Source organism: Chlorogloea sp. CCALA 695 (genome assembly GCF_003003885.1).
Lineage (GTDB): Bacteria > Cyanobacteriota > Cyanobacteriia > Cyanobacteriales > Chroococcidiopsidaceae > Aliterella.
The window spans coordinates 24,492-45,591 of the sequence record NZ_PVWN01000004.1 but is presented as its reverse complement, the minus strand read 5'-3'; the positions used below and the strand labels follow the sequence as shown (position 1 = coordinate 45,591).

General features: G+C 41.7%; 24 protein-coding genes. 9 read left to right on the top strand and 15 right to left on the bottom strand.

Features of this window, described 5'->3' with window-relative positions; all coding sequences use genetic code 11:
• Nucleotides 1-165: 165 nt before the first annotated feature.
• Both C7B70_RS03515 and petG read left to right on the top strand, forming a co-directional pair.
• Complete coding sequence (locus tag C7B70_RS03515) at nt 166-2,181, top strand: IMS domain-containing protein (protein WP_106367688.1); 2,016 nt, start codon at nt 166-168, stop codon at nt 2,179-2,181.
• 57 nt (nt 2,182-2,238) lie between these two features.
• Complete coding sequence (petG, locus tag C7B70_RS03510; RefSeq protein ID WP_106367687.1) at nt 2,239-2,352, top strand: cytochrome b6-f complex subunit V; 114 nt, start codon at nt 2,239-2,241, stop codon at nt 2,350-2,352.
• On the opposite strand, the gene rsmD is transcribed toward petG, so the two are convergent.
• Both rsmD and hisH read right to left on the bottom strand, forming a co-directional pair.
• On the bottom strand, nt 2,347-2,904 hold the full coding sequence (rsmD, locus tag C7B70_RS03505; RefSeq protein WP_199192036.1) for a 16S rRNA (guanine(966)-N(2))-methyltransferase RsmD: 558 nt from the start codon (nt 2,902-2,904) through the stop codon (nt 2,347-2,349). The two genes, petG and rsmD, sit on opposite strands and share 6 nt — an antisense overlap.
• Nucleotides 2,905-2,912: 8 nt before the next feature.
• On the bottom strand, nt 2,913-3,548 hold the full coding sequence (gene hisH / locus C7B70_RS03500) for an imidazole glycerol phosphate synthase subunit HisH (protein ID WP_106367797.1): 636 nt from the start codon (nt 3,546-3,548) through the stop codon (nt 2,913-2,915).
• Nucleotides 3,549-3,597: 49 nt separating this feature from the next.
• Between hisH and C7B70_RS03495 the strand changes: the two genes are divergently transcribed.
• Genes C7B70_RS03495 through C7B70_RS03485 form a run of 3 tightly spaced genes read left to right on the top strand, consistent with a single transcriptional unit; the run spans nt 3,598 to nt 7,101 of the window.
• Entirely contained in the window at nt 3,598-4,125 is a 528-nt protein-coding gene (locus tag C7B70_RS03495; RefSeq protein ID WP_106367685.1) for a peptidase C15, read from the top strand.
• An 8-nt stretch (nt 4,126-4,133) separates the two neighbouring features.
• Nucleotides 4,134-5,459, top strand: a complete 1,326-nt coding sequence (locus C7B70_RS03490; protein WP_106367684.1) for a DUF3370 domain-containing protein — start codon at nt 4,134-4,136, stop codon at nt 5,457-5,459.
• A gap of 7 nt (nt 5,460-5,466) precedes the next feature.
• Entirely contained in the window at nt 5,467-7,101 is a 1,635-nt protein-coding gene (locus tag C7B70_RS03485) for a glycosyltransferase family 39 protein (RefSeq protein ID WP_106367683.1), read from the top strand.
• Between the two features lie 22 nt (nt 7,102-7,123).
• Here C7B70_RS03485 and C7B70_RS03480 read toward each other — a convergent pair whose 3' ends face one another.
• Nucleotides 7,124-8,452: a hypothetical protein gene (locus C7B70_RS03480; RefSeq protein ID WP_106367682.1), complete on the bottom strand. Its 1,329-nt coding sequence runs from the start codon at nt 8,450-8,452 to the stop codon at nt 7,124-7,126.
• Nucleotides 8,453-8,606: 154 nt separating this feature from the next.
• Between C7B70_RS03480 and C7B70_RS03475 the strand changes: the two genes are divergently transcribed.
• The gene (locus tag C7B70_RS03475) at nt 8,607-9,065 is read left to right on the top strand and encodes a transcriptional repressor (protein WP_106367681.1); all 459 of its coding nucleotides are present in this window, start codon (nt 8,607-8,609) and stop codon (nt 9,063-9,065) included.
• Between the two features lie 11 nt (nt 9,066-9,076).
• Here C7B70_RS03475 and C7B70_RS03470 read toward each other — a convergent pair whose 3' ends face one another.
• From C7B70_RS03470 to C7B70_RS03430, 9 genes are all read right to left on the bottom strand, one after another.
• On the bottom strand, nt 9,077-9,526 hold the full coding sequence (locus C7B70_RS03470) for an SH3 domain-containing protein (protein WP_106367680.1): 450 nt from the start codon (nt 9,524-9,526) through the stop codon (nt 9,077-9,079).
• A gap of 20 nt (nt 9,527-9,546) precedes the next feature.
• Nucleotides 9,547-11,061, bottom strand: a complete 1,515-nt coding sequence (locus tag C7B70_RS03465; RefSeq protein ID WP_106367679.1) for an AAA family ATPase — start codon at nt 11,059-11,061, stop codon at nt 9,547-9,549.
• Nucleotide 11,062: 1 nt separating this feature from the next.
• Nucleotides 11,063-11,563: a DUF177 domain-containing protein gene (locus tag C7B70_RS03460; protein WP_106367678.1), complete on the bottom strand. Its 501-nt coding sequence runs from the start codon at nt 11,561-11,563 to the stop codon at nt 11,063-11,065.
• A gap of 60 nt (nt 11,564-11,623) precedes the next feature.
• A complete protein-coding gene (locus tag C7B70_RS03455; RefSeq protein ID WP_106367677.1) occupies nt 11,624-12,142 on the bottom strand; it encodes a R3H domain-containing nucleic acid-binding protein in 519 nt (172 codons plus the stop codon).
• Nucleotides 12,143-12,145: 3 nt separating this feature from the next.
• Nucleotides 12,146-13,291: a membrane protein insertase YidC gene (gene yidC / locus C7B70_RS03450; protein WP_106367676.1), complete on the bottom strand. Its 1,146-nt coding sequence runs from the start codon at nt 13,289-13,291 to the stop codon at nt 12,146-12,148.
• 151 nt (nt 13,292-13,442) lie between these two features.
• Nucleotides 13,443-13,835 (bottom strand): PH domain-containing protein, encoded by a 393-nt coding sequence (locus C7B70_RS03445; protein ID WP_106367675.1) that lies wholly within the window; start codon nt 13,833-13,835, stop codon nt 13,443-13,445.
• Nucleotides 13,822-14,196: a ribonuclease P protein component gene (gene rnpA / locus C7B70_RS03440; protein ID WP_106367674.1), complete on the bottom strand. Its 375-nt coding sequence runs from the start codon at nt 14,194-14,196 to the stop codon at nt 13,822-13,824. Before rnpA ends, C7B70_RS03445 begins: the two co-directional genes overlap by 14 nt.
• Before the next feature lie 22 nt (nt 14,197-14,218).
• Complete coding sequence (rpmH, locus tag C7B70_RS03435; protein WP_199192035.1) at nt 14,219-14,359, bottom strand: 50S ribosomal protein L34; 141 nt, start codon at nt 14,357-14,359, stop codon at nt 14,219-14,221.
• A gap of 221 nt (nt 14,360-14,580) precedes the next feature.
• A complete protein-coding gene (locus tag C7B70_RS03430; protein ID WP_199192030.1) occupies nt 14,581-15,114 on the bottom strand; it encodes a DUF2808 domain-containing protein in 534 nt (177 codons plus the stop codon).
• Nucleotides 15,115-15,570: 456 nt separating this feature from the next.
• On the opposite strand from C7B70_RS03430, the gene C7B70_RS03425 reads away from it, so the two are divergent.
• The 3 genes from C7B70_RS03425 to C7B70_RS03415 all read left to right on the top strand — a co-directional run bounded on the left by C7B70_RS03425 (nt 15,571) and on the right by C7B70_RS03415 (nt 18,600).
• Nucleotides 15,571-16,737 (top strand): Re/Si-specific NAD(P)(+) transhydrogenase subunit alpha, encoded by a 1,167-nt coding sequence (locus tag C7B70_RS03425; protein ID WP_106367672.1) that lies wholly within the window; start codon nt 15,571-15,573, stop codon nt 16,735-16,737.
• 169 nt (nt 16,738-16,906) lie between these two features.
• The gene (locus C7B70_RS03420) at nt 16,907-17,200 is read left to right on the top strand and encodes an NAD(P) transhydrogenase subunit alpha (RefSeq protein ID WP_106367671.1); all 294 of its coding nucleotides are present in this window, start codon (nt 16,907-16,909) and stop codon (nt 17,198-17,200) included.
• A complete protein-coding gene (locus C7B70_RS03415; protein WP_106367670.1) occupies nt 17,200-18,600 on the top strand; it encodes an NAD(P)(+) transhydrogenase (Re/Si-specific) subunit beta in 1,401 nt (466 codons plus the stop codon). The genes C7B70_RS03420 and C7B70_RS03415 overlap by 1 nt, the downstream gene beginning before the upstream one ends.
• A gap of 142 nt (nt 18,601-18,742) precedes the next feature.
• Here C7B70_RS03415 and C7B70_RS03410 read toward each other — a convergent pair whose 3' ends face one another.
• Genes C7B70_RS03410 through hpsB form a run of 3 tightly spaced genes read right to left on the bottom strand, consistent with a single transcriptional unit; the run spans nt 18,743 to nt 21,092 of the window.
• Nucleotides 18,743-19,333, bottom strand: coding sequence for a Tfp pilus assembly protein FimT/FimU (locus C7B70_RS03410; RefSeq protein WP_106367669.1), 591 nt, complete (start codon nt 19,331-19,333; stop codon nt 18,743-18,745).
• Nucleotides 19,334-19,376: 43 nt separating this feature from the next.
• Nucleotides 19,377-20,390, bottom strand: a complete 1,014-nt coding sequence (gene hpsC, locus C7B70_RS03405) for a hormogonium polysaccharide secretion pseudopilin HpsC (RefSeq protein WP_233220815.1) — start codon at nt 20,388-20,390, stop codon at nt 19,377-19,379.
• Between the two features lie 3 nt (nt 20,391-20,393).
• Nucleotides 20,394-21,092: a hormogonium polysaccharide secretion pseudopilin HpsB gene (hpsB, locus tag C7B70_RS03400; protein WP_106367668.1), complete on the bottom strand. Its 699-nt coding sequence runs from the start codon at nt 21,090-21,092 to the stop codon at nt 20,394-20,396.
• Between the last annotated feature and the right edge of the window lie 8 nt (nt 21,093-21,100).

Genomic DNA, 21,100 nt, shown 5'->3' with positions numbered 1-21,100 from the left:
TAATTTATAAGAAAAATGTGTTAAGCAATCGTTAGTAGTAATGTAAATAGACGCGCTACAAGAGTGGAGGTCACAAGTTATTATATTGTCACGGTTTGACCGACCTGATAAACGATTTTGATTGTAGGTTAAATTTTGTTGTTCGCGGTTATAGGGAAATAAGCTGTGCGGATTCCACTAGATTATTACCGAATATTGGGTTTACCAATTCAGGCAAGCAAAGAACAGTTGCAGCAGGCTTACCGCGATCGCTTATTGCAATTACCTCGGCGCGAGTATTCCGAAAAAGTAATTGCCACCAGAAAACAACTGATAGACGCAGCCTATAAAGTTTTAGCCCACCCCCAGCAACGACAGGGGTACGATAGTAACTATTTTGTGGCAACTTATGGCGACACTGCCGATACTTTAACAGAAACTCCCCCAAGTATAACGGAGCCTCTCGCGCCCAGTATTGAAATTACTAATGACCAATTTACCGGGGCATTATTAATTCTCCAAGAGTTAGGAGAATATGAGCAAGTCCTTAATTTAGGTCAACCCTATCTAGATCCAGAAAGCCCCTATAACAGCGATCCGGATCTCATTTTAACAGTTGCTCTTGCTTGTTTGGAGTTAGGTAGAGAGCAATGGCAACAAGGTCAATACGAAAATGCCGCTTATTTGTTGGAAAATGGATATAGTTTTCTAACGAAGGCTGGGTTATTTGCCAAAATTAGCCAGGAAATTGCCGCAGACCTCAACAAACTCCGTCCTTACCGCATATTAGAGTTATTGTCTTTACCCCAAAATCGCATAATCGAACGCAAGCAAGGTTTGCAATTGCTCCAAGATATTTTGCAACAACGGGGTGGCATTGATGGTACGGGAGACGATGGATCGGGACTAGCTTTAGATGATTTTTTAAGATTTATTCAGCAATTACGCAGTTATTTAACGGTAAGAGAGCAGCAAGAACTATTTGAAGCCGAAAGTCAGCGCCCGTCGCCCGTTGCTAATTATTTGGCGGTTTATGCCCTGATGGCGCGGGGATTTGCCGAAAGAATGCCGATTTTAATTCGTAAAGCAAAGCTACATTTAATGCGATTAGGCAAGCGTCAAGATGTCCATTTAGAACAAGCTGTATGCTCGTTGCTGCTAGGTCAAACTACTGACGCTAGTAGGGCAGTTGAATTATCTCATGAGTCGGAATCTTTAGCTTTGATTCGAGAAAATTCTCAAGGATCTCCTGACTTATTACCGGGTTTATGTTTGTATAGCCAAAAGTGGTTGCAAAATGAAGTATTTGCTCAATTTAGAGATTTAAAAAGTCGCCCAGTTTCTTTAAAAGACTATTTTGCCGACGAGCAAGTACAAAATTATTTAGAAGCTTTACCTACAGAAATTGAGGCAACTAACGAATGGGATGCCGTAAAAGTTGATACGGTGCAGCAAAATATAGCGTTAAAAACGGCTGAAAGTAAGACTATAACAAGCACTCCCGCAGGAGCTATCACTTTGGCTACTCGTACAGATTCAGATACTAATTCTATCGTCCATGTTAAACCCAGACAAAGGATAAGGAAACGCGATCGCCGTTTTTCTGGGGGCATTTTGAAAAATGCCAAAATAGTTCGCCTAGGTTTGCTGGCGCTGGCTAGTTTAGGCGGAGTCATATTTTTAGGATTTATCGCTAGTAAAACTTATAGTTGGATGCAGGGTAGTAAAACTGCGCCAGCCGTTTTAGAAACCCAACCATTACCAAAGATAAATCAACCCTTAGCAGAAACTATTAATCCACCACAAAACGATAGTCTATTAACGGAAGCAACAGCCCAGCAAGTTATCCAAGACTGGCTATCGAAAAAAGCTTTAGCCTTTGGGAGCAGCCATGCAACAGAGAAATTAGAGCAAATTTTAGTCAATCCAACTTTGTCGCAGTGGCAAAAACGAGTAAATAGCGACAAAGCAGACAACCGTTATCGTGAGTATAAACATACTTTAAAGATAGACGGGGTGAAAGCTGAGCAAGCAAACCGCGATCGCGCGATCGTTACCGCTACGATTGAGGAAGTCGCTCAAGTATATAAAGATGGCAAACTCAGTAAACCTTTGTCTTACGATGAGAAATTGCAGGTAAATTACGATTTAGTCCGGCAAGCTAATCAATGGCGAATTAGAGAAATGGTAGTTTTGAAGTAGCCCAAGTAGTAAGATCGAGAACAGGTGATATATTTACTAATTTCTCAGGAGCTTACTGTGGTTGAACCTTTATTAGATGGAATGGTTTTAGGATTAATTGCTATAACTTTGGCAGGGTTATTTTTTGCTGCTTACAAACAATACAAGCGCGGCAAACAACTCGGTTTATAGAGCTAGAGATTGCCCTTCTTGCTGAGAAGGGCAATAAAAAGTTACGGCGGTATGACCATAAGCTTTTTGTCGGCAAATTGCTAAAGTCGTAATTTGCGGCAATTCAAAATTAGGCGAATGTTCTACAGCAAGTTCGCCATCAGGATGTAAAAGTTGGGAAGATGCGATTTCTTCTAGCACTGGTTGATATAAATTGCTGGCGTAAGGTGGATCGAAGTATATCCGGTCAAATTGTTGCCCGGTAAGAGTTTTCAATTTATGTACTACGTCTCCCCGCAATATTTGACAGGTTTGATTTTTGGCTATTTGTTGCAAGTTTTGCCTAATAATGGCACAAGCAGGGCTAGATTGTTCGATACAAGTTACAGATTTTGCCCCTCTACTTAAAGCTTCGGCGCTCATTGCTCCGCTACCTGCACACAAATCTAGCCACGAGCAATTATCTATTTCTCCTTGCCAAATATTAAACACTGCGGCTCTTACCCGCGCACTTGTAGGGCGGGTATCAAGCCCTGATAGAGTTTTTAATTGACGATTGCCATAAATTCTCAAACTCATAACTAAGCGGGGACTTTAGCGTTTACCTGTTTGACAAAGTTAGCTAAAATTTGCAACCCTGCATGGGAAGATTTTTCGGGGTGAAATTGTACCGCCAGCAAATTATCAAGGGCGATCGCAGCAGTAACAGTTTGCGTCCCATGAGTGACCGTTGCCGCACGAACAGAGCGTTCTATTGGATCAACGTAGTAGGAATGAACAAAATACAACCATTCTCCGCCTTGCAGCCCTTGCCACAGTCCGCATTTTGGTTGAGTAATTTCTAATTGATTCCAACCCATGTGGGGGATTGTAATTTCTGGCTCATTGACAAATCGCCTTACAATACCGGGAATAATCCCCAATCCTGGCTCTTTACCTTCTTCGCTACTATCAAATAACATTTGCAAGCCGAGACAAATGCCTAAAAATGGTTTACCACTGGCGATTAGTTTTTTGATGGGAGCTTCTAAACCGCGCGATCGCAAATGCTGCACGGCGGGATCGAAAGCTCCTACTCCAGGCAATACGATCGCGTCGGCTTGCTCTAATTCCCGCACAGAATCGGTAATTTTTAGCTTTGCTCCGGCTTTTTCTAAACCTTTACAGGCAGAGTGCAAGTTTCCCATGCCATAATCTATAATCGCTATTTCTGTCATTGTTTTACTCAAGTGACTAACGTTTATTTTAAGTTGGCGATCGCCTAACATGAGTAAAAAAATACTATTCACTTCCTTTACTACCTGGCTACCTCATCAAAAATCTAATTCCTCTGACGACTTGCTGCAAGAAATCCAAATCGCGGGCGAAGCCCTGCGTGCGCGCTTGCGCTATCGCAATTCGTTTTTAAGACAATTACCTGTAGATATTGAGCTTGCAAGTAAAAGTGTGATTTTCAAAATCGCCGAACTTCAACCTGATATTATTATTTGTTGTGGTATGGCCGAAAGCCGCAGCCAACTTACTATTGAAGCAAAAGCAAGCGCTCAAGATGATATTTTGAATACTCAAGTAAATTTGCCCCTTTTGATAGCTGGCATTGATGGTATTGAGATTAGTTACGATGCCGGGAAGTTTGTCTGCGAAGGTCTTTATTACTCAGTATTGAAGCATTTACAAACTTCGCCTTTGTCGACTCATTGTATATTTGCCCATATTCCCATTCTTAGCCCAGATAATTTGACGGAAGTTAAAAACAGTTTTTTAACCGTCGTCCAACGATTAACCTTTGTCTAAATTTATTCATGTTTCCATTTTTCCTAGCTCAAGTTGCGCCTCAAGAAATAGTCCAAATTCAACAAGTACGAGAATTACCAGGCAAATTAGACAACGTGCTTGTTTTTAATAGCAATAGCCCCGAATTAGTCCAAAAAGCCGGGATTTTACTTTCAACGTTTCCCCCAAGTGGTAAAAGAGCAAAAACGGCGCATCTAAATTTTCCCTTGCAAGGAAGATTCGATATATTTGCTCATCATGTAGCGAAAGCACCTACGGCTACTAATTTGCGATCGCTCTATCTGGGGATAATTCTTCACAACCCTAGTGACAAACCTTTGCAAGTAAATGTGTTGCAGGGGGCAACTTTTCTTAGTCAACCTGATGCACCGTTTATAGAATTACCAGCTTTAACAGAAAACCCGCTAAGTAAAATATTTGCTGGGCCAGGCGATCGCGTTACTAATGTCATACTGCGAGGACAAAGGCAAAGTTTACCCGCTTATATTCTGCTTCCACCCCGCCAAAGCCGCCTATTACTTAATTTGCCAATTCCAGTAAAGACTTTAGATCCGCCTATTAATGGGCGATCGGTACTAATGCGATTGCAAAGCCCCCGCCCGGTTTACGCGGCTAGTCTAGCTATGTACGCGCCTGTGGATGCCTATAAAAGGGAAATTGCGCCAACTTTGGCACAATGGCAACAACTGTTGTTTGCGGGAAGTTTAGTATCGCCACGCGATCGCGCCCCCACACCGCCGGAACAAACTACAAAGACTGTTATCTATGGACGGGTAGCCGGAATCGCTCAAGGCTCTCAATGGACGGCGCAAATCGTCGATCCTAATACAACTTACTTAACTATTCCGCGATCGCGTCAGGCATTTTCTTACGGTTTAAGTACGCTTCCTTTAGGCAAACTCGGTACAAATCAAGTCCAAAGTGCGCCCTTATTAGCACGTTACCCAGACACAGCTTACAGCGCTCATGGCAATTACGGCATTCAGTACAATCTCAATTTACCTTTACGCAACAATACAAATACGGCTCAAACCGTTACAGTGTCGCTGCAAACGCCGATTAAAGAAGACAAGTTGAGTAAAAATGGATTGCGTTTTTTTAATCCGCCAGCACGTCAAGTTTTCTTTCGGGGAACTGTAAAAGTGGCTTACAACGATGATCGAGGATTGCCACAAACGCGCTACATTCATTTAGTTCAAAAAAGAGGCGATCGCAGCGCACCTTTAGTAAAACTAATTATGAAACCGCGAGATATTCGGCTAGTACAAGTAAACTTTGTCTATCCCCCCGATGCCACACCGCCGCAAGTTTTGACGATCGCCACGACTAGGTAATTAAAAAATGAAAATGCGTATCAAAAGCTCTTTTTTAATCGCAACATTGCCTTATCTCAGCTTGTTAATTTGGGTAATTCCTTTATTAGTATTCAACTCTCAACAACAGAGTTTAATCGCCCATGACGAAGGAATTTATGCTTGGCGAGCAAGATGGATTGTAGAACAGGGCGATTGGCTTAATCCGGCGATTATTCATTATGGTAAAACTCCAGGTATATATTGGTTGATTGCAAGTTCTTTTTCTCTATTTGGTATTAGCGAAACAACTGCAAGGCTTCCGAGCATAGTTTGTAGTGTTATTAGTGCTTTACTAATCTATGAAATCGGTAAGATTACGATTAACAAACAAGTAGGCTGGTTAGCGGCAGCTATTTTAAGTGTTGAGGTTTTCTGGTTGCAATATAGCCGAATGTCTGTACCAGATATTCCTTTAGCAAGTTTGGTATTACTAGCTATTTGGTGCTTATTAAAAGCTGAGTTACAGCCTAAAAATCGCTTTATTTGGGGCTTGGGTGTTGGGCTAAGTTTTGGTTTAGGCTTTTTGATTAGAAGCTACATGATTTTTCTGCCAATGTTGGCTTTAATGCCTTACTTACTCTGGGAACATCGCCGCCACCGTCATTTAACTAACCCAGCAATATACCTAGGTTTATTGCTGGGTTTAATTCCAACAATTTATTGGCTTTTCAGTAGCTGGGCTTATTATAAAACAACTAAATTCGCAGAAATGTTTGATTTTATTGTCCATCTAAACTCAGAAGAACGCAACGGAAATAGTATTTTTTATTATGTCTGGAATATCCCAGCAAAGACTTTTCCTTGGGCTTTTATGGGTTTGCTAGGCTTGAAAGTTGCTTTAGATAATCCAATTCCTCGTTATCAGTTAATAATAGTTGGGTTTCCGATCATCTTATTTATTGAAATTAGTCTTTTCTCCACTCGAATACCTCATTATGCACTATCTCTTTATCCATTTATTGCTTTACTCGCCGCCGTAGCTTTAGATTGGTTAGGTAAAATTTATCAAAATAAATTAGATGCAAATAAAAGCCTAGTTTCTATTCTTAGTTATGTTATTGGTGGCTTGAGTTGTCTATTATTAATAGCAAGTTTAATTGTGCTTACAGGTGTAGTAATTTCTGTAGATGCAGAAATTAAAAATTATGCTGCGAGCGCATTTGTATTAGGATTATGCTGGTTAACTGTTCCCCTAGTATGGCTGGGACATCATAAATTTGGGCAGAAATTTTTAACCGCTAAATATTGGATAGCGGCTTGGTTAGTATCTCCTTGGTTAGCTTTATCTGTAGCTGGTATTAATGGTTTTCTGGGCGATTACAACCCCGAAGTTAAAGCCTTTTTGAAACAACCAAACATCGCTTCTGTAGTCCAAAATCATCCGATTGACTTTGTAGAAGGTGGAGGAAAAACCGGAGTATTACTGCGTTTTTACACTCCTTATTTAGGTAAAGAAACAGTAAATCTTTCTGACTTACCAAAAGCTAGTTATGTTTGGGTAAAGTCGGAAATTGCGAGGAAGTCGGACTTGTCTTACAATGCCATCGGTACTATCCGAGAGATGGAGTTAGTTCAATTAATAGAAACTCCTAAAAATATACCGCAAAATTCTTCTAAATGATTGGTTACTAACCAAAAGAGTTTTAATTTATCTTCTGAAACCCAGAATTTGCTTTTTTAGATGTTTTACTCTTAGACTTTGATTTATTAACTTCTGCAACAGCTTCCTCAAATAAGTTGTTTAAATGGACTGGTACGCTGGCAGTTTCTGGCAATTCTGGTTCTAAAGGCTTATTAAATTTGGCTTGTAAAAGTGCTGTTAATTGGTCAATTTTAAAGTCTGAAAGTTCTAATAATTGTTGCAACACTTTTTCTAACTGCTGAGGAGCTTGTTGAGCCAATCTCTGCCAAATAAAAACATTAATACTAGGGTTTTCTAGATAGTAACGGATAAGTTTTTCTGCGCCTTCAATGCTTTGCCAATCTTGGGCTTCGAATATAGTTTTAAACTTACTATAAGTAGGTAAAAACATTTGTCCCCAACGTGGATGAGATAAAGATGTTACCTGCTCCGCTTTTTTCAATTCGGCTGGTAATTCGATTTTAGGCGCTACCATTTTGCTAGGGCTTTTTTTGTCGAACAATTGGGCGACAAGTTTTGCATCTGCGCCCGATTCTTTAGCTGCGGCGGTGATTTCTGCTTCATCTATTCCTGCATCTTGGGCTAATTCTGCCAGAGATTTAGTATTATCAATACCTGCATTGCTTAAGCTTTGCTTCATTAGTATGTCTTGAAATTCGGCAACTTTTTTATTAAGTTGATATCCCGGCATTGTCACTTCATCGCTGCCAAAAAAATCGATAAACTGTTGATGATATTCGGCTACAGATTGCCAAGCTTGTTGTAACAATTCTGGCGCATCACCGTAGAGAGAATGTTTGTAATTATCTCTAAAGTTGCCAATTGCTACTGCTAATTTTGGCTTACCTAATTTGCCTAACATTGTCCAATTACTATAAAATGTCCAGTAATCGGTAATTGGCGCAATCTGAGTAAGTATAATGTCCCCTTCTTTACAGCGCGATAACTCTTTAATAGTTTGAGGATTATTCGGCTTAACGATGTAGTGTTTAGTTGTCAGCCAGTTTTGGAGTTCAAAACCATCGCTTAAAACTTTTACTACTGCAAATAAACCAGCAAAACTACGCCGCCAGTTAATTAATAATGCGCGATCGCTTTCTGTCAATTCTGGCTGGCTATTGATAAACAAATCTATAGGCGTTGTATCGCCAACTTTACCCTCAATAATAAAAGTATCAACAATTAAGTCATGCTGTTTATCTCCCAGCTTGCGCCGCGACTGCTCGGCAGCATACATTTCTAAAGCTGTTGCTAATTCGCCCTCCGCTTCCAAAACAAAGTCCACTAAGGCTTGTTTGATTTGGTATGACTTTTCTAATATTGCATCCATAACTTATTATTCTCTCTGCACATCACTTCTAGGCTAAAGGTTTTTGCCCAAATAGCTTTAATTAACAATGATTCTCAATAAGTTTCCTTTGTTGACAATCGAGCTATAAATTTATTAGAATTAGCAATAACAAAGCTTTCTTGAGAATGTCGTTATGACTGTTTACACGGCTGGTTCCCTCAAAGCAGAACTCCACGATCGCGGCTGGCGATTAACTCCTCAACGAGAAACTATACTGCACGTTTTTCAAGAACTTCCTGAAGGAGAACATCTCAGCGCCGAGGATCTGTACCATCAACTAGAGACGAAAGATCAAGCAAATATTAGCCTGTCTACCATCTACCGAACTTTGAAGTTGATGGCAAGGATGGGGATTTTGCGCGAACTAGAGTTAGGCGAAGGGCATAAACATTACGAACTAAACCAACCTTACCCCCATCACCATCATCATTTAATTTGCACTCGATGCAACAAAACCATCGAATTTAAGAACGATTCGATTTTAAAAATAGGTAGTAAAACGGCGGAAAAAGAAGGTTATCACTTGTTAGATTGTCAGTTGGCAATTCATGCAGTGTGTCCTACTTGTCAAAGGGCATTGATGCCTTTGTAGTAAGTTTTAGTTTACTCGCGCTCGGTGTTACCTGCTTTTACCCACCCTTGCAACTCACTATCGTCTAAGCGGATTTGCTGCCATTTTTCGTCTTTGCTTTGTTGCAAGACTACGATTTTTTGGTTGTAATCTAGGCTACCAATACGTTCTGCGTCTAAACTAGGTTCGGAGCGCAGACTTAAGCCTTGATTCCATGTAACCCGCGCTGGATAACTACCTGATGCTAGTGAAGGGGAAGGCTTACTTTTAGGAGCATTTTTAGTAGCGATAGAGGTTTTAGGTTTAGTTATATTTGCTGTTTTTTTAACCGCGCTGCTGTCATTAGCAAAGATTGGTTTAGGTGGAGGAGAGGAGGCGCGGTTGATAAATATTAGTGCTAAAGCTACGCTGCCACTAATCAATAAAGTAATTGCAATTACAAATCCTAAAACTAATTTAACTAAACCTGATGTCCAACTCATTCCCCATACCTCCTAATCAATTACGGCAATTGTCGCCCAATGCGATCGCTTAACGAACTGTGTTTTGATGCTAAACGAGCTTTCCCGGCTTTTGCCCATTCTTGTAAAAATTGAATTTGCTCTGTAGCAGTACGGGCTAAGGGGATAATTTGACTCGCGGCTTCTAAAATGTCATCGCTGGTAAAGTCGCGGTTTTGGCTAAAACCAATGTGCATAGCTTCTACTAAAGTTTGCTCAATTTCCGCGCCAGAAAAGTCGGGAGTTTCGTAAGCTAGGCGTTGGATGTTGTAATTATTTAAGTTATGCGATCGCAATCTTGATAAATGGACTGTAAAAATTTCTTGTCTTTCTTCTTGACTAGGTAAGCCAACAAAAAATATCTCATCAAACCGACCCTTTCGCAACATTTCTGGCGGTAGCGCCTGAATATCGTTAGCTGTAGCTACAACAAACACTGGGGATGTTTTTTCAGCCAGCCAAGTAATAAACGTCCCAAACACGCGGCTAGTAGTGCCAGCATCGCCTTTACTATTTAGTCCCGAAAAGGCTTTATCAATTTCGTCAATCCACAAAATGCAAGGGGCAAGGGCTTCAGCTACTTGGATCATTTGCCGGGTGCGCGACTCAGATTCGCCGACCAAACTTGCAAACAAACGCCCCACATCTAGCCTAAGTAAAGGTAGATGCCAATGATGAGCGATCGCTTTAGCGGTAAGGGACTTACCCGTACCTTGTATTCCTACCAATAGCAGCCCGCGCGGGTACGGTAAACCGTAAGCTCTAGCTTTTTCGGTAAATCCACCACCACGCCTGAGCAACCAGTCTTTAAGGTTGTCTAATCCGCCGATATCAGAAATCTTTTCAGTAGTGGGGTAAAAGTCTAAAATTTGAGTTTGGCGGATAGTTTGGCGCTTTTCTTCTAACACCAATTCCACATCTTCGGGCTGTAATTCGCCGTGAAAAGCGATCGCTCTTGCTAATACGCGGCGAATCCGCTCCATTGACAGCCCTTGACAGGATCTAACTAATTCATCTAAAAATTTTGGGTCGATTGATTGCCTTGTAGCCAATAATAAGCGCTCAATTTCGACTTTAATTTCTGGCGGCGCAGGTAAAGGAAACTCTAACACCGTCAGCACTTCGCCCAAATCTTCAGGAATGGCAAGTTTCGGCGATAGTATGACTACATTTTTGGGCTGAGATTTGAGCAACTTTGCCAAATTGCGGAGTTTGCGCGACACCGAAACATCTTCTAAAAAGCGGTGAAAGTCACGCAACACAAAAACGGCGGCGGCGCTGGCGGGGAGCTTTTCGACAAATTCTAAGGCTTGCAAAGGGTTGCGCCGACCAAATCCTGCATCGTTAGGATTGCCCCCGTAGCCGTCTACAAAATCCCAGGTATATACGGTGCGATTACCTTGATTTTGTGATTCTTCTTTAATTACTACTTCTACTCGCTCCTCCTCGTAAGTGGGGATATAAATCAACGGATAACGAGCGCGTAAAAGTAGTTCAAATTCGTTGCGGAAGCTCATTTTAGGGTAGTTGCTTTTTTAATGCTTCCAAAGAAGCCCAACGGCGATCGCCTACTTTGTCTGTCATGCTCGTATCCGCAGTTATTCCCGCACAATCGCTTTTGCATAGCTGTTTTTGGGGCATTTCCAAACACAACTGCTCGTATAGCCACTCACTGGGGTTAAAGTAGCCTTGAGGCGGCAGAGATTCAATTAAATCTTCTACAGCAACCTCTTTATCGATCGCACCTTCATAGGGCAAACTTGCGCTTTCATCTAACCAAATCATTTCTGAGGTATCAATACTCAAGCGATAATTGTATTGCTGCAAACAACGATGACAAGTTAAAGTAACGATTGTTTCGGCTTTACCCGACACCTCTAAATAATTAACTTGATGCTGAACTCTAACCTGACCGCGCACCGGAGTTAAGGTTTCTAAACCAGCGATAAATTCTTCAACTGGTATTACCTCGGTTCTCTCTGGTGCTTTTGTCAGTTGGGGAATGTAAATTGCCTCCATAGGAAGTTTGCCTCACCCTTAATAAACGCTAACTTTGATTGTGGCAAAAATTACAGCTTTTTAACCAAGATTATCTGCCGCTAGTTGTCTTACAACAAGATGACGATGGGGTTCTTTACCACGACTAAAAGTTTCTAACTCTGGGTACTCTTGCAAAATCGTGTGAATTTGCCTGCGTTCGGCGGAGGATAAAGATTTAATTTCTACTTCTTCCCCTGTTGCTCGTACCTGTTCGGCGGCGGATTGTGCGATCGCATTTAGCTCGACTTGCCTTTTAGCTCGGTAGCCGTTCAACTCAACTACATAAAAGCCTTGTGGCTCTGTTTGGTTTAAGTTTAAAGTGGCATTAGCTAGGTATTGAATGCCATCTAATACCTCTCCTTGAGAGCCTGTAAAAGTTGCTACTTGCTCTGCACTCAAGCTCTTTTCATCAATAGTCAACCAGTAGCTGTCTACTGGTGTTTCTCCGAGTTTGTGTCCGCCCGGATTACTCTCTACTTCTGCTTTCACATCCGCAGGTACTCCAGCTAATTGCAGCAGGGTTTTTAACCACTGCTGACCCTTTACTGCACTATCCATGATTTAACCTGAAGCTTTTTTCTTAGAACGATTTGGTTCAAAAGGCAGTGATTCTCTGTCTTTTGCTTCGGTGACTTTTGCATCTGCTTCCACAATTTTTTGCAGATTTTCCGGCAAAGGTTCGCGCGAGACGATCGCCGTTTGCAAGGTTTGAAATATATTTGCAATCAGCATATACATCAATACTCCTGCCGGAAGTGGGAAAAACAGAAACATTCCCGAAAATATTACTGGTGTGATTTTATTTACGGTTTCTTGCTGCGGATTTCCCCCCGTAGATCCTTGCGCCGATAAAGTTTGACTCAGATACAGACTCAAGCCAAAACCAAGAATCATCCCGACAATATCCCAGTGAATTGTCCCATCATCATCAAAAGCGCCAACTCTACCCAAGGCATCAATAAACAAAAAGCCTTTTTTGGTTGCAAGTCCTGGAATTGTGCCGACAATTGTGGCTTCTCCAGGCGCTAGGGCTTCTATATTGCCATCAGCATCAATTTTTACTCGATCTTCCCCTTTGCTCACTTTTAAAGTGGGTACAAGGCTACTATCAGGATGCTCGGCTTCTAACGCTGTTAAACTTTTACCTTCGACAGTTTGAAATTCAACTTTTGTTTTCCCACCTACGCCTAAGTTACTACCCCCAGGTAAAACGGCAATAATCGGCGCGTGGACTCCATCAGCGATGTAAATGTTTTGGGGTGGAGTTGTAAAAGCTACAGGTTGAACACTCTCAATTTGTTCTTGAGGCACAATTTGCAGGTTGACATTGTAATTGATGTCGGAAAATGGCGAACCCCGTAAAGTTGCAAACAGAGCAAATAGTACGGGCATCTGAACCACTACAGGCAAACAGCCAGCTAAAGGATTGCCAAATTCTTTATAGACACCGCTCATTTCTTCTTGCAATTTGGTCGGATTGTCTTTGTAGCGCTCTTGAAGTTCTTTAACTCGTTTTTGCATCAACGGTTGAGTAACCTTTGTGCGCCGCATATTGCGAATCGATCCGGCGCTTAAAGGATAAAGCGCAAAGCGAATTACTAGCGTTAACGCGACAATTGCTAGTCCATAACTTGGCACGATTCCGTAGAAAAAATCTAGGATCGGCAGCATCACGTTGTTAGAGAGAAACCCTATACCAAAATCCATTTATGGGAACTTAACCTAAAATATGTTAGTTTGTCTAAATTTAATTTATCTGATACTGGTTGACATTTACGGGTAGCGTTAACCGTATAAGTTTTTTGTGATGATTGGCTGGTAATTTTGTAGCCAATCACGAGCAACCAATTTTTAGAGTTTATTTATCGGCGGCGGCACTTACTTTAGGATTTTTCAGAGCTACTTTCTCGTTAATATACTCGTAAGTCTCCCGAAACTTGGGTATGGCTCTTAATTCCAAACGGCTACCATCTCTTAGAGTTAGTACCATGTCTCCCCAAGCGCCAAGCCCACGCGGAACTTTTGCTATTTTGACGATTTCTGAATAAATAATATCCGTGCGATCGCGTCCCATCCAACCCCCAGTAATTGTCACCCGACGGTTTGTAATTCGGTAGCGCAGCCACAAAGCCCGGACAATTGCGCCCACTGTCAAGGGTAAAGCTACAACTGTTAACCCCACAATCAAACCAAATATCAATTCTCCTACATGAGGGCCACCCTCGTAGTAAACATCTTCACGAATGCCCATTTATCACCTCTGCTTTCGCCAATAACTGCTTTAATTCTTGCAGAAATTGTTGATAATCGCATTTACTCAAGACAGCTTCGGGTTGTACGACTACAACTAAACTCCATCCCGGCGCTATTTGCGGTAATAATGACCGAAATGCCGCCCGAATTTGCCGCTTAATCCGATTGCGAATTACCGCGCGCTTGCTAACTTTGGTACTAATAGAAATTCCAATCCGAGTAGCGCCTGTAATTATTCCCGATGGGTGCAGACGTAAAGCTCTCAAGGTTAAATGAGAGCTTTTCAGGCGGTTTCCTTCCCGAAATAAGGTTTGGAATTCATGCCGATTTTTGAGTCGATTTACTTTTGGTAAAGCCACTTTGCAATTGGGCTAATTTACTCTAGGAAACGCTGAGGCGATACCGCCCTTTGCGGCGACGGGCGCTAATTACATTTTGTCCATCTGGGTTACGCATCCGAGCGCGAAAGCCAGAAGTTCTCTTTCTTTTACGAGAAGTACCGCCCAATGTCCGTTTCATTATTTATGCCCTTAAATTTCGTCAAAAAGTCACAATCTAAAATCTTACCATTAAAACGAATAATATGAAATTCTAAGTTGTAGTAATCAAGATTTGCCTGCATTCTCTAAATAAAGAGCAATTTAAGATATTTTTCCTTTCTCAATGGGTTGTTGAGATATTTTCCCCCCTTTTTTAAGGTGGGTTAGGGGGGATCTCCACTCCTCACCAGTTACAAACCCTCTCTAAGAAATACTAAGAATCCAAGTACCTACATAACGGAGAAGCGGTACATCGCCAGGAGAAAGAATTTGACAATTAAAGTAGTAAGTACCACCAAATCCTGGATTTTTAACATTAGAAAGCACTAATTCTACTCTGCTACCTGCGGGTACTGGCTCTTGGGGATAAATTTCTAAAGCCCGATTTTCTTTATTCCAAACTACTTCTTTTAAAGGTACGGCTTTACCTTTGATGCGAATTTCTACTTTTTTGGTATCAAAAGTGCCTTTATAGTAATCGGGATAAGAGACAGAAAATTGAGCTACAGCTAACTTTAACTGTTTGGGTGGAATCCGCAAGCGATAACGATCCCAGCCGCCAGCTTGTCCGCCAAAATCTAATCTAAAGGGCAATTGATTCTCGCGCTTGACACCACTAAAAATTGTGAATCCTGGTAAACTTTGAGCCGAAATCAGCGCCGGAAACCCAGCAATTATACAACTTGTAACAGCTAAGGCAGAAAGAAAGCGGCGCATAGATTTTTTTTTGGCAAACATTGGTTTAGATTAAGTTTTTGTACTTATAATTTACTACTTGCTTAACCACGTTAGACGGTAAAGTTAATTAAAAAGTGCCTAAAGCTAGGTGAAAAGTGAGCTAGTGTCAGGTATAAACGCATAATTGAGAAATTTTGTTGTAAAAATTAAAAATAATCATCACCCGCTTGCAATTCAAATAAGCTAGATTATCCGAAACATTAACATTAGTGGTGAGAACTCGCACTCCAAGAAAATTATCAAAAATTCTATGGGCAAAGATTTATAAGTTAGATGTAGACCTAAAATGAGCAAACTGTGCAACTTTGCTAATATGTGTGTCTGAAGGACTATCCTCGATCTAGTTAGTTAAAGGTACTAAATATATTGCTGCCACTGTCAGAAAGTCGGTAATTACAAAAATTCAACTTAATTTTATTCTGGCAAAAATAAGTTTTCCCGATTTAAGGAGATGAAATGATAATAGCGGTTGCCAAAGAAATTGAAGTCGGCGAACGTCGTGTTGCGTTGATCCCAGAAACCGTAGGGCGGTTGGTGAAAAAAGGCTTAGAAGTGTGGGTAGAAACGGGCGCAGGCGATCGCGCCTTCTTCCCTGACGATGCTTACGAAGCCGCCGGGGCAAAGGTTGTAGCCGATAGCGCGGCACTTTGGGGCGAGGCGGATATTTTGCTCAAAGTAGGTTTACCTCAAGAGCGAGAAGACGGGCGACAAGAAATTGATTTGCTTAAAGAAGGAGCGGTATTAATTGGCTTTCTTAACCCCTTGGGAGTGCCTGAAATTGCTCAAAAGTTAGCCGATAAGAAAGTTACCGCTTTTGCTATTGAACTAATCCCCCGGAGCAGTAGAGCGCAAAGCATGGACGCTTTATCGTCCCAAGCATCGGTAGCTGGTTACAAGTCTGTATTAATTGCGGCGGCGGCTTTACCTAAATATTTTCCAATGTTGACAACGGCGGCGGGAACAATCGCCCCAGCTAAAGTATTTATTATGGGAGCAGGGGTAGCAGGATTACAAGCGATCGCAACAGCCAGAAGATTGGGAGCGGTAGTAGAAGCTTTTGATATTCGTCCTGCTGTTAAAGAAGAAGTGCAAAGCTTGGGAGCAAAGTTTGTCGAAGTGCAGTTAAACGAGGAAACTGTCGCGGCGGGAGGCTATGCTAAGGAAATCTCCTCAGATTCCAGAGCGCGCACCCAAGAAGTAGTCGCCGAACACATCAAGCAATCAGATGTAGTAATTACAACAGCGCAAGTACAGGGTAAAAAAGCCCCGTTACTTGTAACCGAGGAAATGGTAGCGCAAATGAAGCCGGGATCTGTGATTGTTGATTTGGCGGCGGAACAAGGTGGCAATTGCGCCCGTACCGAGCCAGGAAAAGACGTACAATGGCACGGCGTGACAATTATTGGCACAATTAATTTACCTTCTTCAATGCCTATCCACGCCAGCCAAATGTATTCTAAAAACTTGGCTACTTTGGTGCAGTATTTGGTTAAAGACAACGTTATCAACCTCGATTTTGCGGATGACATTATCGATTCTGCTTGCATTACGCACGGGGGAGAGATTCGCAACCAAAGAGTGCGCGATGCTTTAGTTACTACTAGCGCAACCGTAGGCAATTAGTTTTTAGGTTTTGCTGAACGTAGGACGCGAAAATGATCGCGCGTGATTTCAAAACCTGTGTAGAAACGTTGCATTATTCGTAGAGACGTTCCACCGCAACGTCTCTCTACAGCATTTATACATTTAATCAGCAACGCCCAATTAGTTTTTAGTCAGGAGACTTGTAACGGTGACAGAAGCATTAATCGCTGCATTGTTCGTGTTTGTTTTAGCATCTTTTGTTGGCTTTGAAGTAATCAATAAAGTACCGCCAACCTTGCATACCCCTTTGATGTCTGGTGCTAATGCCATTTCGGGAATTGCCGTAATTGGGGCGCTAGTTGTTTCTGGGAGTAGAGACGTAAACATTAGTGTAATTTTGGGATTAATAGCGGTGGTACTCGCAACTATCAACGTAGTAGGCGGCTTTTTAGTTACTGACCGGATGTTGCAAATGTTTAAAAAGAAGGAGATTAAAGCATAGTGAGCGATTTTTTGCCAACGGGGATACAGCTAACTTATTTAGTTGCAGTGTGTTTATTTATCATCGGTTTAAAACAACTAGGTTCACCTGCTACGGCGCGTAATGGCAACTTGTTAGCTTCGGGGGGAATGTTGCTGGCGGTGGGTGCAACGCTTTTAGATCGGCAAGTATTGAATTATGAGATGATTTTGGTAGGTTTGGCGATTGGTTCATTGATAGGCGCGATCGCAGCCCAAAGAGTTGCTATGACCGAAATGCCCCAAATGGTCGGTTTATTGAATGGTTTGGGGGGTTTAGCTTCAGCGCTAGTAGCGGTTGCCGAGTTTTGGCGACTAATTGGCAATGGCGAACCTATAGCTTTAGATGCCAATATTTCTATGCTGCTAGATGTATTTATTGGTGGTGTCACTTTTACAGGCAGTATGGTAGCTTTTGCTAAGTTGCAAGGCTTGATTAGTGGTTCGCCAATTACTTTTCCTTTGCAGCAACCAGTAAATATTTTATTGCTGATTGGGTTTGTAGTCGGTAGCGGCTACTTATTGGTAACGCCGGAAAATGTACCTTTATTTCTTGGTGTAGTTGCTGTATCGTTGCTACTGGGCGTATTGTTTGTTATTCCCATCGGTGGCGGCGATATGCCTGTAGTAATTTCGCTGTTGAACTCTTTATCGGGAGTAGCAGCAAGTGCGGCGGGCTTTGTAGTCATGAATAATATGCTGATCGTTGCTGGCGCACTGGTAGGCGCGTCTGGGTTGATTTTGACTCAGATTATGTGTAAAGCGATGAATCGCTCCTTAGTTAGCGTCTTATTCGGCGCTTTTGGTGGTGGAGTAGCAAGCGGTAGTGCAGGAGAAACCGCAGGCGATAAAACTGTTCGCAGTATTGACCCTGAAGAAGGCGCAATGATGCTAGGTTATGCTCGTTCGGTTGTAATTGTTCCTGGCTACGGTATGGCAGTGGCTCAGGCACAGCATAGCGTGCGCGAGTTGGGCGATCAATTGGAGCGAATGGGTGTAGATGTCAAGTACGCAATTCACCCTGTTGCAGGGCGGATGCCGGGGCATATGAACGTATTACTAGCAGAGGCAAATGTGCCATATCCTCAGTTATCGGATATGGATGATATTAATCCTCAGTTCGAGCAAACCGATGTAGCTTTAGTAATTGGGGCAAATGATGTAGTTAATCCCGCCGCCCGTCATGATACCGCTAGTCCAATTTATGGGATGCCGATTTTGGAAGTAGACAAGGCAAAACAAACAATTGTAATCAAGCGCGGCATGAGTACAGGTTTTGCTGGTGTAGATAATGAATTGTTCTACAAAGACAAAACTACTATGCTGTTTGGCAGCGCTAAAGACATGGTGGCAAAGCTGGTAGCTGAAGTGAAGCAGCTTTAAGAAAGACGAATCACTTTAGGTAAGGATAGACACAGGTAAATAATATTTAAGTAGCTTGCTGATGAGGTTTTAAACTTATCAGCAAGCTATTGTGTTTGTATTTGGAATGCATGACTTACTTTTTTACTGATATGGCTGATTATTACGTACAACCGTTATCCTTATCGGTGCGAAGCGCTCCCAATATAGTAGATACAATTACACAGCGTTTAGTACCATTGGTTGCGCCACGTACAACTAAAGTAATTCTGCCAAGCACTAGATCGGTACTACCATTGTATTCAAACTGTCCTCGATAATAACCAGTCTGGCTATTATCAAAAGTTGTGTTAGTTGTATCAATAGCTATTGCCTTACCGTCGCCGCTAAGAGGCTGCCAATTGGTAGCATTACTACAACTACTTGAAGCATTGCTTGAAGGTATACTACGAGTAGACCATAAAACTTTAGTCCCATCGTCACGAAAGCAAGTTTCCCAAGGTAGTTTCTCTTTTTTAGCATTACTTTGAGCTTCAGTTATTGAGCGGTAGGCTTGATCTTGGGCTGTGTTGAGACGGCGAGTTTGTACAAATGATAACCAGCTAGGAACTGCGATCGCACTCAAAATGCCAACCATCAATATAACAACTAACATTTCGATCAGGGTAAAGCCCGATTGATTTGACGAGTAATTATTGGGTATTAAGTTTATTTTTTTTAAATAAAATCTAATATAGTTTATCGAGTTTTTCATAATGTTTACAACTCACTGTTTTTATTCTTAGCGATAACCAAAATTAGTTGACACCTAAAAAACCACGTCCTTTAACTTGAACGCTTGCTGTAGGAAAATAAGCAGAATTACCCGTACTATAAACATTAGTATTGCTAGTTCGAGCTAAGGCATTACCTCGAATATATACTTGTGCTAAGGTATTTGACGAATTAACGCAAGCGTAAAAGCCCCTAATAGTAGTATCTGATGGTACTCTTGGCATATCCGCAGGGCAGTTTTGTATCGGTGAATCAGCCGTACTTTGATCGACATAATCAATCAGTGTAAGAGCCTTATCAGTATAAGCTGTTGTAGTTTTCGTCCATAGGTTCATTTTGTCGCTAAGGGTACTACCCGCATTAGTTAAGTCAAACTCTTTATATCCTTTACTAGGCTCATGAGCGGTATCAACATATTTAGTCGTACCGTCAGCATTTGTGGGATCGTTAGGATCTATTACCCCAGCTTTGATTTGGAATCGAGCAATACGAGCAGCATTTGACCAGATTCCGCCCGGATCTTTGACTAAATAATAAGCAACTAAGGAGTAAACAAAGGTATCATCCTGAGTTTGTGCAGTGCTGCCAACAAAAGGAAGGGCTTTTTTTTCGGTTTCGCGTTTCCAGAAAACTAGAACTGGAAAGCAATTAGGTGTTGAAGTTCCACAACCTGTAGCAGTAGCAGAGGGGGGAATTTGGTTTTTAATTCCGGGAGGAGTAGCCGTTGAGGCGTTTTCTATACCACTAGCATTGTAAATATAAACGGCTTGTTCCAAATCTTGAGCAATGTAGTCAATAGCTGTTTGAATCTCTGCTTCAGAAGTTGCTTTTGCTTGCTCAATACGATCGCTATTGAGGATATTTACCATAAACCCTAATAAAGGTGTAATTACTAAAGTGGCAATAACCATTGCTACCAATAGTTCAATCAGAGTGAAGCCGGAATTTGTTTGTTTCGGTGCTTTTTTTAGTAGTTTGGTTAGTAATTTGAGCATAGGTGCGATCGCTCCTTTTCTAGATTCAATATTGGCAAGCATAATTTAGGTACAACCGCCTAAGCGATCGCAGTAGTCCTGATATCCAGGCTGAGTAACAGTAATTTCTGTAGTCATTTGTAATAGGGGAGCTTTCAGCTTGCCAAGCCCACCAGTAAATGTAGCTTGCTGTCCTCCAGCAGTGAAAACATCAGAAGTTTTGAAGCCCTCTGCTCGATAAACTCTTACTCCTAGTAGATAATTTTTATCATTAGTGGTGCGAAAAGATTGAATTATTAAGTCTCTAACACTATTGCTACTACAGCCTGCTGTCTCATCGCCATTGATACAGTACAAACTTGATGTAGTAGTGTTTTCTGTACAGTAATAGTTTGTTGTCGTTACAGGACTCGTTGTTGGAGAGGTACAGGTGAAGCTACCTGTACTTGTAGGAGCCGCAATAGCTGCAAAGGTACTTCGAGCGGATGTGAATACCTTAGTTGTTGCGTTTACTTCCGATAGTGTGACAGTGTGAGTGGGAGCAATAATCGTTCCGGCTTTTACGCCATCAACGTAAGCTCTAGCAGCTTGAGAAGCTTGTTCTACCCGTTTTGCCTGAACTCGTGTAGCTACAGATAGAGCGATCGCAGGTGCGATCGCTGCCATCAAGATAGATACTACAACTACAGCCATTAATGACTCAATAATAGTGAAACCCGATTGACTAGACTGAGTGAAAATTTGTTGTTGCTTGGGTGTAATCATAGTTAATC

Coding starts and splice junctions, on each gene's coding strand:
- hpsB (WP_106367668.1), bottom strand. CDS start 21,092: ATGATTACACCCAAGCAACAACAAATTTTCACTCAGTCTAGTCAATCG.
- C7B70_RS03465 (WP_106367679.1), bottom strand. CDS start 11,061: ATGAGCTTCCGCAACGAATTTGAACTACTTTTACGCGCTCGTTATCCG.
- C7B70_RS03475 (WP_106367681.1), top strand. CDS start 8,607: ATGACTGTTTACACGGCTGGTTCCCTCAAAGCAGAACTCCACGATCGC.
- C7B70_RS03425 (WP_106367672.1), top strand. CDS start 15,571: ATGATAATAGCGGTTGCCAAAGAAATTGAAGTCGGCGAACGTCGTGTT.
- C7B70_RS03485 (WP_106367683.1), top strand. CDS start 5,467: ATGAAAATGCGTATCAAAAGCTCTTTTTTAATCGCAACATTGCCTTAT.
- hpsC (WP_233220815.1), bottom strand. CDS start 20,390: ATGCTTGCCAATATTGAATCTAGAAAAGGAGCGATCGCACCTATGCTC.
- C7B70_RS03445 (WP_106367675.1), bottom strand. CDS start 13,835: ATGGGCATTCGTGAAGATGTTTACTACGAGGGTGGCCCTCATGTAGGA.
- C7B70_RS03460 (WP_106367678.1), bottom strand. CDS start 11,563: ATGGAGGCAATTTACATTCCCCAACTGACAAAAGCACCAGAGAGAACC.
- yidC (WP_106367676.1), bottom strand. CDS start 13,291: ATGGATTTTGGTATAGGGTTTCTCTCTAACAACGTGATGCTGCCGATC.
- C7B70_RS03455 (WP_106367677.1), bottom strand. CDS start 12,142: ATGGATAGTGCAGTAAAGGGTCAGCAGTGGTTAAAAACCCTGCTGCAA.
- C7B70_RS03430 (WP_199192030.1), bottom strand. CDS start 15,114: ATGTTTGCCAAAAAAAAATCTATGCGCCGCTTTCTTTCTGCCTTAGCT.
- C7B70_RS03490 (WP_106367684.1), top strand. CDS start 4,134: ATGTTTCCATTTTTCCTAGCTCAAGTTGCGCCTCAAGAAATAGTCCAA.
- C7B70_RS03480 (WP_106367682.1), bottom strand. CDS start 8,452: ATGGATGCAATATTAGAAAAGTCATACCAAATCAAACAAGCCTTAGTG.
- C7B70_RS03495 (WP_106367685.1), top strand. CDS start 3,598: ATGAGTAAAAAAATACTATTCACTTCCTTTACTACCTGGCTACCTCAT.
- hisH (WP_106367797.1), bottom strand. CDS start 3,548: ATGACAGAAATAGCGATTATAGATTATGGCATGGGAAACTTGCACTCT.
- C7B70_RS03410 (WP_106367669.1), bottom strand. CDS start 19,333: ATGAAAAACTCGATAAACTATATTAGATTTTATTTAAAAAAAATAAAC.
- C7B70_RS03470 (WP_106367680.1), bottom strand. CDS start 9,526: ATGAGTTGGACATCAGGTTTAGTTAAATTAGTTTTAGGATTTGTAATT.